Below are 16,212 nucleotides of genomic sequence, written 5' to 3'. Positions count from 1 at the left end.
TCCCGGTCGGGAACCGGCGGGCCGTGCCCCGCGGGTCCTTGCTCCCCCGGAGCCTTCTACCCCCGACTGCGGGGCTCACGCGGCCCCTACGGCTCGTTCGACCGCGCCGATCGCGGCGTCCACGGCGGACGGGTCGGCGCCGCCGCCCTGGGCGAGGTCGTCCTTGCCGCCCCCGCCGCCGCCGAGCGCCTTGGCGGCCAGGCCGACGAGCGCGCCGGCCTTCAGGCCGCGCTCGCGGGCGCCCTCGGTGACCGCGACGACCACGACGGGACGGTCCTTGGGGACGCCCGCGATCATCACCACGGCCGGCCGGGCGGTGAGCCGGCCGCGCACGTCCACGGCGAGCTTGCGCAGGTCGTCCGCACCGGTGCCGTCCGGGGCGCGGTGCGCGGCGAACGCGATCCCGCCGAGGTCGCGGGCGCCCTCGGCGAGGGAGCCGGCGATCTGCAGGACCTGCGCCGCGCGCAGGCGGTCGAGTTCCTTCTCGGCGTCCCGCAGCCGGGTCACGATGCCGGAGATCCGCTCGGGCAGCTCCTCCTTGCGGGCCTTGAGCTGCTCGGCGAGCTGCGCGACGAGGACGTTCTCGCGGGCGAGGAAGCGGAACGCGTCGATGCCGACGAGGGCCTCGACGCGGCGGACGCCGGCGCCGATCGACGACTCGCCGAGCACCTTGACCAGGCCGAGCTGACCGGACCGGGCGACGTGGGTGCCGCCGCACAGCTCGCGGGAGTAGTCGCCGATCTCGACGACGCGCACCTCGTCCCCGTACTTCTCGCCGAACAGCGCGAGGGCGCCCATGGCGCGGGCCTCGTCGATCGAGGTGTGGAAGGCGCGGACGTCGTGGTCGCCGACCAGGACCTCGTTGACCTCGTCCTCGACGTCGCGCAGCACGCTCTCCGGGACGGCACCGGTGGCGGTGAAGTCGAACCGGAACCGGCCCGGCGAGTTCTCCGACCCGGCCTGCGCGGCGGACTCGCCGAGCGCCCGGCGGAACCCGGCGTGCACCATGTGCGTCGCGCTGTGCGAGCGGGAGATCGCGCGGCGCCGCTCGATCTCGATCTCGGCGTACGCGGAGTCCCCGGCCTGCGCCTCGCCGCTGCGGACGCGGCCGCGGTGCACGATCAGTCCCGGCAGCGGTGCCTGCACGTCGTTGATCTCGATGACGGCTCCGTTGCCGAGCCGGATCACGCCGTGGTCGGCGAGCTGGCCGCCGCCCTCGGCGTAGAAGGGCGTGCGGTCGAGGACGACCTCGACGTCGGTGCCCTCGCCCGCGGCCTGCGCCCCGGCGCCGTTGATCAGCAGGCCCACGAGACGGGCCTCGCCGGTGACCTCGCTGTAGCCGGTGAAGTCGACCTGCCCGCCCGCGCCGGTCAGCAGCGTGTCGAGGACGGAGACGTCGAGGTTGCCGGTCTTCTTGTCGCGGGCGTCCTTCTTGGCGCGGTCCCGCTGCTCCTGCATGAGCCGCCGGAATCCGTCCTCGTCGACCCGCAGGCCCTGCTCGGCGGCCATCTCCAGCGTCAGGTCGATGGGGAAGCCGTAGGTGTCGTGCAGCTTGAAGGCCTGCTCGCCGGGCAGCGCCGGCCCGCCGGACCGCTTGGTCTCGGCGACCGCGGTGTCGAAGATCGCGGTGCCGGTGCGCAGCGTCTGGAGGAAGGACTCCTCCTCGGCGTCGATGACCGCGTGGATGTTCGCGGCGGTGCGGATCAGCTCGGGGTACTGCTCGCCCATCGCGGCGACCGCGACGGCGGTCAGCTCGTGCATCAGCCCGGCGTCCTCGCCGCCGAGCAGCCGCAGGTTGCGGATGGAACGGCGCAGGATGCGGCGCAGCACGTAGCCGCGCCCCTCGTTGCCGGGCCGGATCCCGTCGGCGACCATCATCGTGCCGCTGCGGACGTGGTCGGCGATGACGCGCAGGGACACGTCCGCGCGGTGGTCGCGGCCGTAGCGGGCGCCGGTCAGGCCGGCGGCGCGGTCCAGCACGCGCCAGAGGGTGTCGGTCTCGTAGATGTTGTCGACGCCCTGCAGGATCGCCGCCATGCGCTCCAGGCCCATGCCGGTGTCGATGTTCTTGGCGGGCAGGTCGCCGAGGATCGGGAAGTCGTTCTTGCTCTCGCCCGGGCCCCGCTCGAACTGCATGAAGACGAGGTTCCACACCTCGAGGTAGCGGTCCTCGTCGGCGACCGGGCCGCCCTCGCGGCCGTACTGGGGACCGCGGTCGTAGTAGATCTCCGAGCACGGGCCGCACGGGCCCGGCACGCCCATCGACCAGAAGTTGTCCTCCATGCCGCGCCGCTGGATGCGGTCGAGGGGGACGCCGACCTTGTCGTGCCAGATGTCGCGGGCCTCGTCGTCGTTCTCGAAGACGGTCACCCACAGCTTCTCTTCGGGGAACCCGAAGCCGCCGTCCTCGCGGGAGCGGGTCAGCAGCTCCCAGGCGAACGGGATCGCCTGCTCCTTGAAGTAGTCCCCGATGGAGAAGTTGCCCAGCATCTGGAAGAAGGTGGCGTGCCGGGTGGTCCTGCCGACCTCTTCGATGTCGGGGGTCCGCACGCACTTCTGGGCGCTGGTCATCCGCTGCGAGGGCGGGGTCCGCTGGCCGAGGAAGTACGGCTTGAACGGGACCATGCCGGCGTTGACCAGCAGCAGCGTGGGATCCTCGGCGATCAGGCTGGCCGACGGCACCACCGTGTGCCCGCGCTCTTCGAAGAACTTGAGGAAGCGGCGTGCGACCTCTGCCGACTCCATATCAGTGGCCATCCTTGTCGTCATCGATGATCGTGTATCGCCCGCGCAGCACCCGGTGCGGCCGGGCGGCGTCCTGCTCGGGCGGAGCCTGGTCCATGCGGACAGCCTCGCGCAGCTCGTCCTCGCGGGCCCGCATCTCGGTGCGGACGTCCGCGGCGAACAGCTTCAGCCGCTCGCCCGCGCCCTGCCCGGAGGACACGGCGCGCGCCGCGACGCTCTCCGGGGTCAGCGAGCGCGCGAACCGCTCGACGCGGCGCTTGACGCGGTGCGTGGCGTAGACGCCGGCGCCCGCGCCGACCGAGAGCCAGAACAGCCGCTTCACCGGCGTCCCCTTCCGCCCTTGCGGGCGCCGCGGCCCGACTCCAGCCGCGGCCGGCCGGTGTCGGCGGGCCGTCCCTCGCCCTCGCGGCTGCCGATGGCCTTGCGGACCCCGTAGGAGAACGCGGCGGCCTTTACCAGCGGACCGCCCACCACCGACGTCATGACGGTGGTGACGGCCGAGACGTTCTGCGTGACGCCGGCGACCTGCTTGGTGATGACGTCGGTGCGGCCGAGCTGCTCGTCGGCGCGCTTGACCGTGCGCGTCATGTCGTCCAGCAGCGGACCGGCCTGGTCGCCGATGTCGCGGACGACCTTGCCGGCCTCGTCGAGGAGCCGGGCCAGCTTCAGCAGCGTGAACGCGACGAACGCGACGAGCACCGCCCAGAACACGGCCACGATGAGGCCGGCAACCTGTCCACCAGTGAGCATCAGGGCTTTCCGTTCGCTGTGTGTTCGGCCGGGGCCGGGCTTTCGGCCGGCCCGCGCCGGCCGGCATGCCGACCGACCCTACCGGGCGATCCGGTCCGGCCCCCCGCGGCACAGACCCCGCACCCGGGGCGTCACGCCCAAGATTATCGGGATCGGGCACCGGTTGCCGGGAGCACCGCACTCCGGGCCGTTTCGGGTGTCGCTCCCCCGCGCCGCCGACGCGCGGCTTCCCGCATGGTCTCAGCTCCCCCGCAGCACCGAGCGGATCCGAGCGAGAACCTCGGTGAAGCGGGACTCGGCGCCGTGCCGGGTCGGGCGATAGTACTGCCGGCCGTCCACCGCGTCGGGCGCGTACTGCTGCCGGACGACGCCGCCGGGGTGGTCGTGCGCGTACTTGTAGCCCTCCCCGTGGCCGATCTTGGCGGCGCCCTTGTAGTGGGAGTCGCGCAGGTGCCCGGGGACGGGACCGGCGAGCCCCTTCCGGACGTCGCCCAGCGCCCCGTCCACCGCCGTGATCACCGCGTTGGACTTGGGTGCCAGGGAGAGATGGATCACCGCCTGCGCGAGGTTGATCCGCGCCTCGGGCAGGCCGACGAACTCGACGGCCTGCGCCGCCGCCACCGCCGTCTGCAGGGCGGTCGGGTCGGCCATCCCGACGTCCTCGCTGGCGTGCACGATCAGCCGCCGCGCGATGAACCGCGGGTCCTCGCCGGCCTCGATCATCCGGGCGAGGTAGTGCAGCGCGGCGTCCACGTCGCTGCCGCGGATGCTCTTGATGAACGCGCTGATGACGTCGTAGTGCTGGTCCCCCTCCCGGTCGTAGCGGACGGCCGCGCGATCGACGGCCCGCTCCAGCACGCCGGGATCGATCACCGGGACGTCCGCCCGCCCTCCCGCGTCCGTGTCCGCGTCCGTGTCCGCGTCCGGCCCGCGGTCCACGACGAGCGCGGCGGCCTCCAGGTAGGTGAGGGCCCGGCGGGCGTCGCCGCCCGCGAGGCGGACGAGATGGTCCTCGGCGGCGGGGTCGAGGCGGACGGTCCCGCCGAGGCCGCGTTCCTCGTCGATCGCCCGCGCGACCACCTCGCGCAGCGCGTCGTCGCCGAGCGGCTCCAGGGTGAGCAGCAGCGACCGCGACAGCAGGGGGCTGATCACCGAGAAGAACGGGTTCTCGGTGGTAGCGCCGATGAACGACACCCACCGGTTCTCCACGGCCGGGAGCAGCGCGTCCTGCTGGGCCTTGTTGAACCGGTGCACCTCGTCGACGAACAGGACGGTCTGCCGGCCGGTCATGCCGAGCTCGCGGCGCGCCAGGTCGATCTCCGCGCGGACCCGCTTGACGCCGTCGCTGACGGCGGAGACCTCGACGAACCGGCGGGAGGTGACGTGGCTGACGACCGTGGCGAGGGTCGTCTTGCCGGTGCCGGGCGGGCCCCACAGGACGAGCGACATCGGGGCGTCCCGGTCGACCAGCTGCCGGATCGGGGTGCCCGGGCCGAGCAGGTGCCCCTGCCCGACGACCTCGTCGAGGCCGCGCGGGCGCATGCGGACGGCGAGCGGCTGCCCGTCCGTTCCCGCGGCCGCGCCGGAGGCGGCGGGCCCACCTGCGGCGTCACCCACCGTGTCGCCGCGGGCGCCGCCCGCGATCTCCGGATCGTCGAACAGGCTTTCCGCTTGGCCCGATTCCGCCCTGCTGGTCACGCTCCGACATTATCTCCCCCGGGGACGCGCCGATCCCCCGGCGATCGCGGGAACCGAGGAGCGGGCGGGCACGTTGAAATGCCCCGGAGGAGAAAGCGGGAAGTGACCGAGTCAGTGACCGAGTCGAGGACGGCGGCGTTGCGGCCGAAGAGGTGGAGCGGGCTCGCGGGCCTGCTCGTCGCGCTGTTCGTCGTGGCCGGGCTGGTGGCCGGCTACGGGCTCGGGCACGCGCCGCCGGTGCGGATCTGCACCGAGCACGCCGTCACCGCGCCCCTCTCCGCGAGCGCCGCCGCACCGGCCGCCCCCGCGCCGGCGGCGGCCTTGCCGGCCGCGGTCTCCGACTCGGGCGCCCCGTCCGGTCTCTCCGGGCCGGTACCGGGTCTCCCGTCGAACCCGGGGTCCGGTGCCGCAACGGGTCCGGGTCCCGTGCCCCTCTCCGCGTCCGGCGTCGTGTCCGGCGTCGTGTCCGGCTCAGCGGCGGACCCGGTGTTCGGCGGTGTCTCCGGTGCTCTCGGCGGCCCTGTCGCGGCCGTTCACGCGGACGCGGCGCCGGGGCCGCTCGATCTGCCGGGGCCGCCCGCTGGGGACGTCTGCCTGTGCCTGGCGGTCCTGCTGACGCTGCTGGCCCTCGGGTTCTCGGGCGGTGGCCGCCGCCCGATCCTGCGGCTGCCGGCCCGCAGCGGCCGCGTTCCCGCCCCGCCCGCCGGCGGCGTGCTCGCCGCACCCTCCCTCGCCGCCCTCCAGGTCCTCCGGCTGTAACGGACCGGCCGCGCCGCCGTACCGCCTCGACGCGGCACGGCGCGGCTTCGCGTCCCCCGACCAGCCGAACCGACCCCGAGAGGACCGCTCTCATGTCCAAGAGCGCCCGCAACAAGAACGCCCGCAACAAGAACGCCAGGAGCGGCAACGCGAAGAAGAACGCCCTCACGCAGCCGCAGGTGCCCTGGGGCGGCATCGCCTTCTTCACGGTGATCGGCGTGGTGGCCGTCTTCGCCATCTCCTACGCCTTCCTGCAGACCAGGTCGTCGGCCGCGGACGGCGGATCGTCCATCGCGGGCGTGGTCGCCAGGGACGACCTCAGCCGCGACCACACGACGGACGACGTCGACTACCCGGACGCGCCGCCGATGGGCGGGGAGCACGACCCGATGTGGCAGAACTGCGACGGCATCGTCTACGACCGGGCGCTGCGCGACGAGAACGCCGTGCACTCCCTGGAGCACGGCGCCGTCTGGGTCACCCACCGGCCGGACCTGGCCGCCGGGCAGGTCGAGGCGCTGCGGGAGAAGGTCGAGTCGACGAGCTACACGTTCATGAGCCCGTACCCGTCCCAGGACTCCCCGATCACCCTCACCGCCTGGGGCAGCCGGCTCGACCTGCAGGACGCCGGCGACGGGCGGCTGGACGAGTTCCTGCGGGCGTTCGTGAAGGGCCCGCAGACCCCCGAGCCGGGCGCGGCCTGCACCGGCGCCAAGGCGGCTCCGTGACGTCCCCACGGGCGGGCGGTCCCGCCGGGGCGGACGGCGTCCGCCCCGGCGGGACCGCCGAGCCGCCCGGCGGAGGGCGGGGGCGGCGGGTCACCGTCGTCCTCGCCGTGGCCGTGCTGGTGGGCGCGGTCGCCCTCGCCGGCCTGGCCGCGCTGCGGTCGGGACGGCCGGGCACCGCCGATCCCGAGGCCGGGTTCGCGCGCGACATGAGCACCCATCACGCCCAGGCCGTGCAGATGTCGTTCATCGTGCGGGACCGCACCGACGACGAGCGGGTCCGGCTGCTGGCCTACGACATCGCCAACACCCAGTCGCAGCAGATCGGCATGATGACGGCCTGGCTGGACGAGTGGGAGCTGCCGAAGGCGGATCCGGGCGGCCGGATGCGCTGGATGTCGGGGCACGGCGGCCACGGGGCCGCGTCCGCCGCGCCGGGCGGGCGGATGCCGGGGATGGCGACGCCGGAACAGCTCGCCGCCCTCGAGCGTGCGTCGGGCCGGGACGCGGAGGTGCGCTTTCTCCGCCTGATGATCGTCCACCATCGCTCGGGCGTGGACATGGCCGGGGCGATTCTGGGCCGCACCGATCACGAGCGGGTGCGGCGGCTGGCCCGGACGATGGTCGAGGGGCAGCAGGCGGAGATCGGGCTGATGGCGGGGATGCTCCGCGAGCGCGGCGCGTCCCCGCCCGAAGGCCCCGCCTGAGCCGCGCCGGCCCGCCCCCGGGGCGGGCCGGCGGCGGATCGGCGGAGGATCGGCGAGGTCAGGAGAACTCGGCGAGCGTCCGCTCGGCCTCCTCCAGCCACGCGCGGCGGGCGGTGAGCGCCTCCTCCGCGTCCTTGGCGTCACGGTCGCGGCCGGCGCCGCGGGCCTTGTCGAGGCGCGCCTGGAGCTGGTCGATGGAGCTGCGCAGTTGCGCGACCGTGGCCTCGGCGCGGGCGCGGGCCTCGGGGTTGGTGCGCCGCCACTCGTTCTCCTCGGCGCCGCGGACGGTCTCCTCGATCTTGCGGAGCCGGCCCTCGAGACGGTCGCGCTGGTCGCGCGGCACCATCCCGGCCGCCTCCCAGCGCTCCTGGATCGTGCGCAGCGCCTGCCGGGCCTGCCGGACGTCCCGGACGGGCAGCAGCCGCTCCGCCTCGGCGAGGATCTTCTCCTTCTCCTCCGCGTTCCCGCGGAACTCGGCGTCGCGCTCGGCGAACGCGGCGCTGCGGGCCTGGAAGAAGGTGTCCTGGGCGCCCTTGAAGCGGGCCCACAGGTCCTCTTCGGCGTCCCGGGTCGCGCGCCCGGCGAGCTTCCAGCGGCGCATCAGGTCGCGGTAGGCCGCGGCCGTGTCGCCCCAGTCGGTGGAGCCGGTCATCGCCTCCGCCTCGGCGACCAGCCGCTCCTTCTCCCGGCGGGCGTCCTCGCGCTGCTCGTCCAGCGTCGAGAAGTACGCCTTGCGCCGCTTGGTGAAGGCGTTCCGGGCGGCCGACAGCCGCTTCCACAGCGACGTCTCGGTGGGCCGGTCGATGCGGTCGGCGGCCTTCCACTCCTCGACGAGCTGCCGGAGCCGCTCCCCGCCGTTCTTCCAGTGGGTCTCCTCGACGGCGATGCGCTCCGCCTCGGCGACGATGCGCTCCTTGACCTCGCGCGCCTCGTGCCGGTGCTGCTCGCGCTGCGCCTTGACCTCCTCGCGGCGCCGCCCGACCCGCTCGGTGAGCCCGTCGAGCCGGCGGGCCAGCGCGTCGAGGTCGCCGACCGCGGCGGCCTCGGTCACCGCCTCGCGCAGGCGGCCGATGGTCTGCTCGGCCTGGGCGGGCTGCAGGTCGGTCGTGCGGACGCGCTGCTCGAGCAGCCCGATCTCGGTGACGAGCGCGTCGTACTTGCGCTTGTAGTAGGCCAGGGCCTCTTCGGGCGCGCCCGCCTGCCAGGATCCGACGACCCGCTCGCCGTCGGCCGTCCGCACATAGACGGTGCCGTCCTCGTCCACCCGGCCCCATGGATCGGTCGCGCTGGACACCCTTGCCTCCTGAATCGCGGGTCCGAGATGCTCACAGCCTTCGGACCCTCCACACCTTAGTATCCCGTTCGCCGGATTCCGGTCACCCGGCGGCGGCGACCGTCACGTCCTCGATCGTGACCTTCTTCTTGGGCGCCCCGTCGCCCTCGGGGTCCGAACCCGCGGCGGCGATCTTCTCCAGCACGTCCATACCCGTGGTGATCTTGCCGAACACGGTGTAGTCGGGCGGGAGCTGCGAATCCTCGTAGACCATGAAGAACTGGCTGCCGTTCGTGCCGGGCCCCGAGTTCGCCATGGCGAGGGTGCCCTTCCCGTACGTCGCGCCGTCGAGGTTCTCGTCGGCGTACTTGTAGCCGGGGCCGCCCGTCCCCTGGCCGGTCGGGTCGCCGCACTGCAGGACGTTGAGCCCGCCGCTGGTGAGCCGGTGGCACGGGCTGTCGTCGTAGTAGTTCTTCTCCGTCAGGAACGCGAACGAGTTCACGGTGCAGGGCGCGTTCTTGCCGTCCAGTTGCAGGACGACCTCGCCCTGGTTCGTCTTGACGGTCGCGTTCACCGTCCCCGTGCGAGCGGGCTTCGCGGGCGGGGTGCCGAGGTCCTCGGGCGCCCCCGGCTCCTCGGACGGGGTGTAGACGCACTCGCCGTTCGCCGCCGCGGCGGTCGCCTCGGCCGCGGCGTTCTCCCCGGACGGCTCGTCCTCACCGGTGAACAGGAGGATCCCGGCCCCGCCGAGCGCGATCACCGCCACCGCGGCGGCCGAGCCGAACACCTTCAGCTTCCGCGCCCTGGCCGCCTCGGCCGCCCGGCGCTGCTGCTGGCGCTCGTAGCGCTGCCGCGCGAGCTCTTTCTTGCGGTCCTTCCCCGCCACTGGCCATGCCCTTTCGCTGTGATCAGGTGAACGTGCAGCGCATAGTAGCGGTACCGGCGCGTAAAAGCGCCGTAAAACGGACGCCGGGGAACGGGGTCACCCTTCCGCCTCACGGGAACACGCTCCGCGACACGGCGATCGCCCTATCTCGTTCGCGGTCGCCGCGGGCGCGCCGGTACCCTCGAACACGCCCATCGAGATGGTTCAAAGGAAGGACGGCCGTGCTCGTCGCCGGGTTCCCCGCTGGATCTTTCGCCGCGAACTGCTACATCGTGGCACCCGCCGCGGGTGAGGAGTGCGTCATCATCGACCCCGGCCAGGACGCCGAGGCAGGCATCGACGAGATCCTGCGCGAGCATCGGCTGAAGCCGGTCGCGGTCCTGCTGACCCACGGCCACCTCGACCACGTGTGGTCGGTGGCCCCGGTGTGCGGCGCGAAGGGCGTGCCCGCGTTCGTCCATCCGGACGACCGCGACCTGCTGAGCGATCCGGCCAAGGGGCTGTCGCTCGGCCCGGGGCAGCAGTTGTTCGGCGGCCTCGAGCTGACCGAGCCGGACGACGTGCGGGAACTGGCCGACGGCGCCGAGATGCAACTCGCCGGGCTGCGCTTCACGGTCGATCACGCACCGGGCCATACCCCCGGGTCGGTGACCTTCCGGACGCCCGCGACGCAGGAGCTCCCCGACGTGATGTTCTCGGGAGACCTGCTGTTCGCCGGGTCGATCGGCCGCACCGACCTGCCGGGCGGGTCGCACGAGCAGATCCTCGCCAGCCTGGCGCGGGTGTGCCTGTCGATGCCCGACGAGACCGCCGTCCTGCCCGGCCACGGCCCCCAGACCACAATCGGCCGCGAGCGCGTCACCAACCCGTTCCTCGCGGACACCGCGCCCGCCGACGGGCCCCACAAGGGATTCTAGAGACCTTCACACATCATGAGTTCGAGCTTCCAGGCCCCCAAGGGGGTCAGTGAATACGTCCCGCCGCGCGCGGACCTGCTGTACGCGGTCCGCGAGGCGTTCGCCGAGCAGGCGCGGCTGGCCGGATACGGCTACCTGGAACTGGCCGTCTTCGAGGACACCAACCTGTTCCGCCGCGGCGTCGGCGAGTCCACCGACGTGGTGTCCAAGGAGATGTACACGTTCGAGGACCGCGGCGGCCGGTCGCTGACGCTGCGGCCCGAGTTCACCGCGTCCGTCCTGCGGTGCGTCCTGGAGAACGGCCTGCACAAGCAGGGCGCGCTGCCGGTCAAGGTCTGGACGACCGGTGCGGCGTTCCGCGCCGAGCGTCCGCAGCAGGGCCGCTACCGGCAGTTCTACCAGCTCGACCTGGAGGCGATCGGCAGCGAGGACCCGCGGGTCGACGCCGAGACGATCGCCATCGCCGCGAACTGGTACCGCTCCCTCGGGCTGACGCAGGTCAGGCTGCTGCTGAACTCGCTGGGCTGCCGCGAGTGCCGTCCCGCCTACCGGGCGCGGCTGCAGGAGTTCCTGCGCGGCCTGGACCTGGACGAGGCCACCCGCGCCCGCATCGAGATCAACCCGCTGCGGGTGCTGGACGACAAGCGCCCCCAGGTCCGCGAGCAGGTCGCGGACGCGCCGCTGATGGCCGACCACCTGTGCGCGGCGTGCAAGGCGCACCACGACCGCGTCCGGGAACTGCTGGCCGATCTCGGCATCGAGTGGGAGGACACCCCCACCCTGGTGCGCGGCCTGGACTACTACACCCGGACGACCTACGAGTTCGACCACCCGCTGCTCGGCGCCCAGTCGGGCATCGGCGGCGGCGGCCGCTACGACGGGCTGTCGGAGGACATCGGCGGCCCGCCGCTGCCCGGCATCGGCTTCGGGCTCGGCCTGGACCGGACGATCCTCGCGCTCGAGGCCGAGGGCGCCGGGTTCGCCGCCCGGCCGCGCTGCGAGGCGTTCGGGGTGCCGCTGGGCGAGGCCGCCGAGCGGCGCGTGTTCGCGCTCGTCGCCGAGCTGCGGCGGGCCGGGGTCGCCGCCGACGCGGCCTTCGGCGGCAAGAAGCTCAAGGGCGCCATGAAGGACGCGGACCGTTCCGGCGCCCGGTACGCCGTGATCCTCGGTGAGCGAGATATCGCGGACGGCGTCGCCCAGGTCAAGGATCTGGCCGAGGGCGAGCAGACCGCCGTCCCCCTCGCCGACATCGTCACGACGTTGAAAGAAAGGCTCTCGAAATGATCCGCTCGCACGAGGCGGGGACGCTCCGCGGGGAGCACGCGGGGCAGCAGGTCACGCTGGCCGGCTGGGTGGCCCGCCGCCGCGACCACGGCGGCGTCACGTTCATCGACCTGCGCGACGCGTCCGGCACCGCGCAGGTCGTCTTCCGGGAGGACGACGCGGCGCACGACCTGCGCTCGGAGTTCTGCGTGAAGGTCGTCGGCGAGGTCCGCATCCGGCCGGAGGGCAACGAGAACCCCGAGCTGCCCACCGGCGACATCGAGGTCGCCGCCTCGACGATCGAGGTGCTCTCGGAGGCCGCGCCGCTGCCGTTCCCCATCGAGGGCGACGTCAACGTCAACGAGGAGATCCGGCTCAAGTACCGCTACCTCGATATCCGCCGCGACGCGGTGGCGCACGCCATGCGCGTCCGGTCGGAGGCGTCGTTCCTCACCCACGAGGTGATGCGCGAGCACGGCTTCGTCAACGTCGAGACGCCGACGCTGACCCGCTCGACGCCCGAGGGTGCCCGCGACTTCCTCGTGCCCGTCCGGCTCAAGCCGGGCCACTGGTACGCGCTGCCGCAGTCGCCGCAGCTGTTCAAGCAGCTGCTCATGGTCGGCGGGCTGGAGCGCTACTACCAGATCGCGCGCTGCTACCGCGACGAGGACTTCCGCGCCGACCGGCAGCCGGAGTTCACCCAGATCGACATCGAGATGTCGTTCGCCGACCAGGACGACGTCCTGCGCGTCGGCGAGGACCTCGTCGCGCGGCTGTGGAAGGAGATCGCCGGGTACGAGATCCCGCGGCCGATCCCCCACATCACCTACGCCGACGCCATGTCGCGGTACGGCTCGGACAAGCCCGACCTGCGGTTCGGCAACGAGCTGACCGACCTGACCGACTACTTCGCCGACACCTCGTTCCGGGTGTTCCAGGCCCCCTACGTCGGCGCGGTCGTGATGCCCGGCGGCGCCGCCCAGACCCGCAAGGAGCTGGACGGCTGGCAGGACTGGGCGAAGGCCCGCGGCGCCCGCGGCCTCGCGTACGTCCTCGTCCAGCCGGACGGCACCCTCGGCGGGCCGGTCGCCAAGAACCTGTCGGACGCCGAGAAGGACGGCCTGGCCGCGAAGACCGGCGCGTCCCCCGGCGACGCGGTCTTCTTCGGCGCCGGACGGCGGCACGCCATGCAGGAGTTGCTGGGCGCCGCCCGCCTGGAGATCGGCCGCCGCTGCGAGCTGATCGACGCGTCCGCGTGGGAGTTCGTCTGGGTCGTGGACGCCCCGATCTTCGAGCCGGTCGAGGACGACAAGGGCGAGCGCATCGGCTGGACGTCGGTGCACCACCCGTTCACCGCGCCGAAGCCGGAATTCGCCGACACCTTCCAGGACGACCCGGGCTCGGCGCTCGCCAACGCCTACGACCTCGTGCTGAACGGCAACGAGATCGGCGGCGGCTCGCTGCGTATCCACCGCGCCGAGATGCAGCAGCGGGTGTTCGACATCCTCGGCCTGACGAAGGAGGAGGCCGAGTCGAAGTTCGGCTTCCTGCTGGAGGCGTTCAAGTTCGGCCCGCCCCCGCACGGCGGTATCGCGTTCGGCTGGGACCGCGTGGTCATGCTGCTCGCCGGCCAGGAGTCCATCCGCGACGTCATCGCCTTCCCGAAGGCGGCGTCCGGCTTCGACCCGCTGACCGCCGCGCCCACGCCGATCACCCCGCAGCAGCGCAAGGAGGCGGGGGTCGACGTGATCCCCGAGGACGAGCCCGCCGAGGGCTGACCCGAACCCGCGCATGAGGGCGGTCGCCGACCGGCGACCGCCCTCCCGCATTCCCCCACCGCCGACCCGGGCGGGCGCGGAAACGGGCGAGGCGGCGCGTTCCCCGCGGCGGCCGGAGCGGAGCCCTGGCGGAGCGGAGGCCGACGCCCCCGTTTCAGCGCACGGCGCCGCTCGTCACCCGGTAGACGTCGTACACGCCGTCGATCGACCGGACCGCCTTGAGGACGTGCCCGAGGTGCTTCGGGTCGCCCATCTCGAAGGTGAAGCGGCTGACGGCGACGCGGTCGCGGGTGGTGGTGACCGAGGCGGACAGGATGTTGACGTGCTGGTCGGACAGCACCCGGGTGACGTCGGACAGCAGCCGCGGACGGTCGAGGGCCTCCACCTGGATGGCCACGAGGAAGACCGAGTCCTCGCCCGGGGACCACTTGACGTCGATCAGCCGGTCGGGCTGGTTCCGGAGGCTCCCGACGTTGGCGCAGTCGCTGCGGTGCACCGAGACGCCGTGGCCGCGGGTGACGAAGCCGACGATCTCGTCCCCGGGGACGGGCGTGCAGCAGCGGGACAGGCGCACCCACACGTCCGGGTCGTCGGCGACGACCACACCGGGGTCGCCCGCGGGCCGGTTGCGCTTGCGGCGCGTCGGCAGCGCGATCTCGGCCAGGTCCTCCTCGGCGCTCTCCACGCCGCCGAGGGCGTCGACGAGGCGCTGCACGACGTGCTGCGCGGAGACCTGGCTCTCGCCGACGGCGGCGTAAAGGGAGGACACGTCCGGGTAGCGCATGTCGTGGGCGAGGGCGAGCAGCGCCTCCCCGGACATCATGCGCTGCAGCGGCATGTTCTGCTTGCGCATCGCGCGGGCGATGGCGTCCTTGCCGGACTCGATCGCGGTGTCGCGGCGCTCCTTGGAGAACCAGTGCTTGATCTTGTTGCGGGCGCGGGCGCTCTTGACGAACCCGAGCCAGTCGCGGCTGGGCCCGGCGTCCTGCGACTTGGAGGTGAAGACCTCGACGGTGTCGCCGTTGTCGAGGGTCGATTCGAGGGGGACGAGGCGTCCGTTGACGCGGGCGCCGATACATCGGTGCCCGACCTCGGTGTGGATCGCGTACGCGAAGTCGACGGGGGTGGCGCCCTGCGGCAGCGCGATGACGTCGCCCTTCGGGGTGAAGACGAACACCTCGGAGACCGACAGGTCGAACCGGAGGGACTCCAGGAACTCGGCCGGGTCGGCGGTCTCCTTCTGCCAGTCGAGGAGCTGCCGCAGCCACTGCATGTCGCCGGCGCGGCGGCCGCCGACCGTCTCCTCCTTGTACTTCCAGTGCGCCGCGACGCCGTACTCGGCGCGGCGGTGCATCCCCCACGTGCGGATCTGCAGCTCGACCGGCTTGCCGCCGGGCCCGATCACCGTGGTGTGCAGCGACTGGTACATGTTGAACTTCGGCATCGCGATGTAGTCCTTGAACCGGCCGGGGACCGGGTTCCATCGCGCGTGGATCGAGCCGAGGGCGGCGTAGCAGTCGCGGACGCTGTCGACCAGCACCCGGATGCCGACGAGATCGTAGATGTCGTCGAAGCTGACGTCCCGGGCGATCATCTTCTGGTAGATCGAGTAGTAGTGCTTCGGCCGTCCCGTGACGGTGGCCTTGATCCGGGCCTCGCGCAGGTCGGTGGAGACGTTCTCGATCACTTCCTGCAGGTAGACGTCACGGCGCGGGGCGCGTTCGGACACCAGCCGGGCGATCTCGTCGAACCGCTTGGGGTACAGCGTGGCGAACGCGAGGTCCTCCAGCTCCCATTTCAGGGTGTTCATCCCGAGGCGGTGCGCGAGCGGCGCGAACACCTCGAGCGTCTCGCGGGCCTTCTTCTCCTGCTTGTGCCGCGGCATGTAGCGCAGGGTGCGCATGTTGTGCAGCCGGTCACCGAGCTTGATCACCAGGACGCGGATGTCGCGGGACATCGCCACGACCATCTTGCGGACGGTCTCGGCCTCGGCGGCCTCGCCGTACTTGACCTTGTCGAGCTTGGTGACGCCGTCGACCAGCGCGGCGATCTCGTCGCCGAACTCGGAGGTGAGCTCGTCCAGGCTGTAGGGGGTGTCCTCGACGGTGTCGTGCAGCAGGGCCGCGCAGAGCGTCTCGGTGTTCATGCCCAGTTCGGCGAGGATCGTGGCGACGGCGAGGGGGTGGGTGATGTAGGGGTCGCCGCTCTTGCGCTTCTGGTGCCGGTGGTAGTGCGCCGCGACGTCGTAGGCGCGTTCGATGAGCCGGAGGTCCGCCTTCGGATGCGTGTTGCGGACCGTTTTGATCAGTGGTTCGAGTACCGGGTTCATGGCGGTTCCGCGCTGGGCGCCCAGCCTGGCGAGCCTGCGGCGCACCCGGGCGGCGGACGGCGGGACGGTGGTCGCGGAGGCACCCTGGGCGGGGTCCTCCTCGGTGGGGGAAGCGGCCCCGCGAGGTTCCGCCGGGGCCGCTGCCGCGCCGTTGGCGGCGCCGGTCGCGGTGCCGTCCTCGGCGGGCCCGCCCGTCGGGGGCTCGCCTTTCGGGGGGTCGCCTTTCGGGAGGTCGCCTTTCGAGGATCGGCCTTCCGGGGAGTCGCCTTTCGGAGGGGCGCCTTCCGCGGTATCGCCGTTGGGGCTTGCGGCCGGGGCGGCGGGCACCGCACGGTCAGCGGCCGCCTCGCCGGCGGCCGGCGTCGCGGGGCGGGCCCCGGCC

13 protein-coding genes are annotated in these 16,212 nt (G+C 72.9%); 6 read left to right on the top strand and 7 right to left on the bottom strand.

The annotated features are described in order from the left end of the window. Positions 1 to 75: 75 nt before the first annotated feature. The 4 genes from alaS to F7P10_RS40265 all read right to left on the bottom strand — a co-directional run bounded on the left by alaS (position 76) and on the right by F7P10_RS40265 (position 5,037). Positions 76 to 2,745: an alanine--tRNA ligase gene (gene alaS / locus F7P10_RS40280; RefSeq protein ID WP_151017232.1), complete on the bottom strand. Its 2,670-nt coding sequence runs from the start codon at positions 2,743 to 2,745 to the stop codon at positions 76 to 78. A 1-nt stretch (position 2,746) separates the two neighbouring features. Continuing rightward, a complete protein-coding gene (locus tag F7P10_RS40275; protein WP_151017231.1) occupies positions 2,747 to 3,067 on the bottom strand; it encodes a hypothetical protein in 321 nt (106 codons plus the stop codon). Then, positions 3,064 to 3,495: a DUF948 domain-containing protein gene (locus F7P10_RS40270; RefSeq protein ID WP_151017230.1), complete on the bottom strand. Its 432-nt coding sequence runs from the start codon at positions 3,493 to 3,495 to the stop codon at positions 3,064 to 3,066. Before F7P10_RS40270 ends, F7P10_RS40275 begins: the two co-directional genes overlap by 4 nt. Positions 3,496 to 3,735: 240 nt before the next feature. Further along, positions 3,736 to 5,037: a replication-associated recombination protein A gene (locus tag F7P10_RS40265; RefSeq protein WP_254716858.1), complete on the bottom strand. Its 1,302-nt coding sequence runs from the start codon at positions 5,035 to 5,037 to the stop codon at positions 3,736 to 3,738. A 258-nt stretch (positions 5,038 to 5,295) separates the two neighbouring features. Here F7P10_RS40265 and F7P10_RS40260 point away from each other — a divergent pair, with 258 nt between their 5' ends. The 3 genes from F7P10_RS40260 (at position 5,296) to F7P10_RS40250 (ending at position 7,384) form a co-directional block, all read left to right on the top strand. Further along, on the top strand, positions 5,296 to 5,952 hold the full coding sequence (locus tag F7P10_RS40260; protein WP_151017229.1) for a hypothetical protein: 657 nt from the start codon (positions 5,296 to 5,298) through the stop codon (positions 5,950 to 5,952). Positions 5,953 to 6,044: 92 nt separating this feature from the next. Next, complete coding sequence (locus tag F7P10_RS40255; RefSeq protein ID WP_151017228.1) at positions 6,045 to 6,680, top strand: DUF3105 domain-containing protein; 636 nt, start codon at positions 6,045 to 6,047, stop codon at positions 6,678 to 6,680. After that, entirely contained in the window at positions 6,677 to 7,384 is a 708-nt protein-coding gene (locus F7P10_RS40250; RefSeq protein ID WP_151017227.1) for a DUF305 domain-containing protein, read from the top strand. The genes F7P10_RS40255 and F7P10_RS40250 overlap by 4 nt, the downstream gene beginning before the upstream one ends. A 58-nt stretch (positions 7,385 to 7,442) precedes the next feature. Here the strand turns inward: F7P10_RS40250 and F7P10_RS40245 are convergent, their stop codons facing one another. Continuing rightward, entirely contained in the window at positions 7,443 to 8,678 is a 1,236-nt protein-coding gene (locus F7P10_RS40245) for a DUF349 domain-containing protein (RefSeq protein ID WP_151017226.1), read from the bottom strand. 82 nt (positions 8,679 to 8,760) lie between these two features. Beyond that, positions 8,761 to 9,543: a peptidylprolyl isomerase gene (locus tag F7P10_RS40240; protein WP_151017225.1), complete on the bottom strand. Its 783-nt coding sequence runs from the start codon at positions 9,541 to 9,543 to the stop codon at positions 8,761 to 8,763. Positions 9,544 to 9,764: 221 nt separating this feature from the next. Between F7P10_RS40240 and F7P10_RS40235 the strand changes: the two genes are divergently transcribed. Genes F7P10_RS40235 through aspS form a run of 3 tightly spaced genes read left to right on the top strand, consistent with a single transcriptional unit; the run spans position 9,765 to position 13,501 of the window. After that, on the top strand, positions 9,765 to 10,460 hold the full coding sequence (locus F7P10_RS40235; RefSeq protein ID WP_151017224.1) for an MBL fold metallo-hydrolase: 696 nt from the start codon (positions 9,765 to 9,767) through the stop codon (positions 10,458 to 10,460). A 15-nt stretch (positions 10,461 to 10,475) separates the two neighbouring features. Then, entirely contained in the window at positions 10,476 to 11,744 is a 1,269-nt protein-coding gene (gene hisS / locus F7P10_RS40230) for a histidine--tRNA ligase (RefSeq protein WP_151017223.1), read from the top strand. Beyond that, positions 11,741 to 13,501, top strand: coding sequence for an aspartate--tRNA ligase (gene aspS, locus F7P10_RS40225; protein ID WP_151017222.1), 1,761 nt, complete (start codon positions 11,741 to 11,743; stop codon positions 13,499 to 13,501). Before hisS ends, aspS begins: the two co-directional genes overlap by 4 nt. 154 nt (positions 13,502 to 13,655) lie before the next feature. On the opposite strand, the gene F7P10_RS40220 is transcribed toward aspS, so the two are convergent. Then, positions 13,656 to 15,830, bottom strand: coding sequence for a bifunctional (p)ppGpp synthetase/guanosine-3',5'-bis(diphosphate) 3'-pyrophosphohydrolase (locus F7P10_RS40220; protein ID WP_176611834.1), 2,175 nt, complete (start codon positions 15,828 to 15,830; stop codon positions 13,656 to 13,658). Positions 15,831 to 16,212 lie beyond the last annotated feature (382 nt).

This window comes from Actinomadura sp. WMMB 499, from assembly GCF_008824145.1.
In the GTDB taxonomy this organism is placed as follows: Bacteria; Actinomycetota; Actinomycetes; order Streptosporangiales; family Streptosporangiaceae; genus Spirillospora.
The sequence above is the reverse complement of the archived record's forward strand: the minus strand, read 5'-3'. Positions and strand labels throughout refer to the sequence as shown.

Coding starts and splice junctions, on each gene's coding strand:
- alaS (WP_151017232.1), bottom strand. CDS start 2,745: ATGGAGTCGGCAGAGGTCGCACGCCGCTTCCTCAAGTTCTTCGAAGAG.
- F7P10_RS40270 (WP_151017230.1), bottom strand. CDS start 3,495: ATGCTCACTGGTGGACAGGTTGCCGGCCTCATCGTGGCCGTGTTCTGG.
- F7P10_RS40265 (WP_254716858.1), bottom strand. CDS start 5,037: ATGCGCCCGCGCGGCCTCGACGAGGTCGTCGGGCAGGGGCACCTGCTC.
- F7P10_RS40255 (WP_151017228.1), top strand. CDS start 6,045: ATGTCCAAGAGCGCCCGCAACAAGAACGCCCGCAACAAGAACGCCAGG.
- hisS (WP_151017223.1), top strand. CDS start 10,476: ATGAGTTCGAGCTTCCAGGCCCCCAAGGGGGTCAGTGAATACGTCCCG.
- aspS (WP_151017222.1), top strand. CDS start 11,741: ATGATCCGCTCGCACGAGGCGGGGACGCTCCGCGGGGAGCACGCGGGG.
- F7P10_RS40220 (WP_176611834.1), bottom strand. CDS start 15,830: ATGAACCCGGTACTCGAACCACTGATCAAAACGGTCCGCAACACGCAT.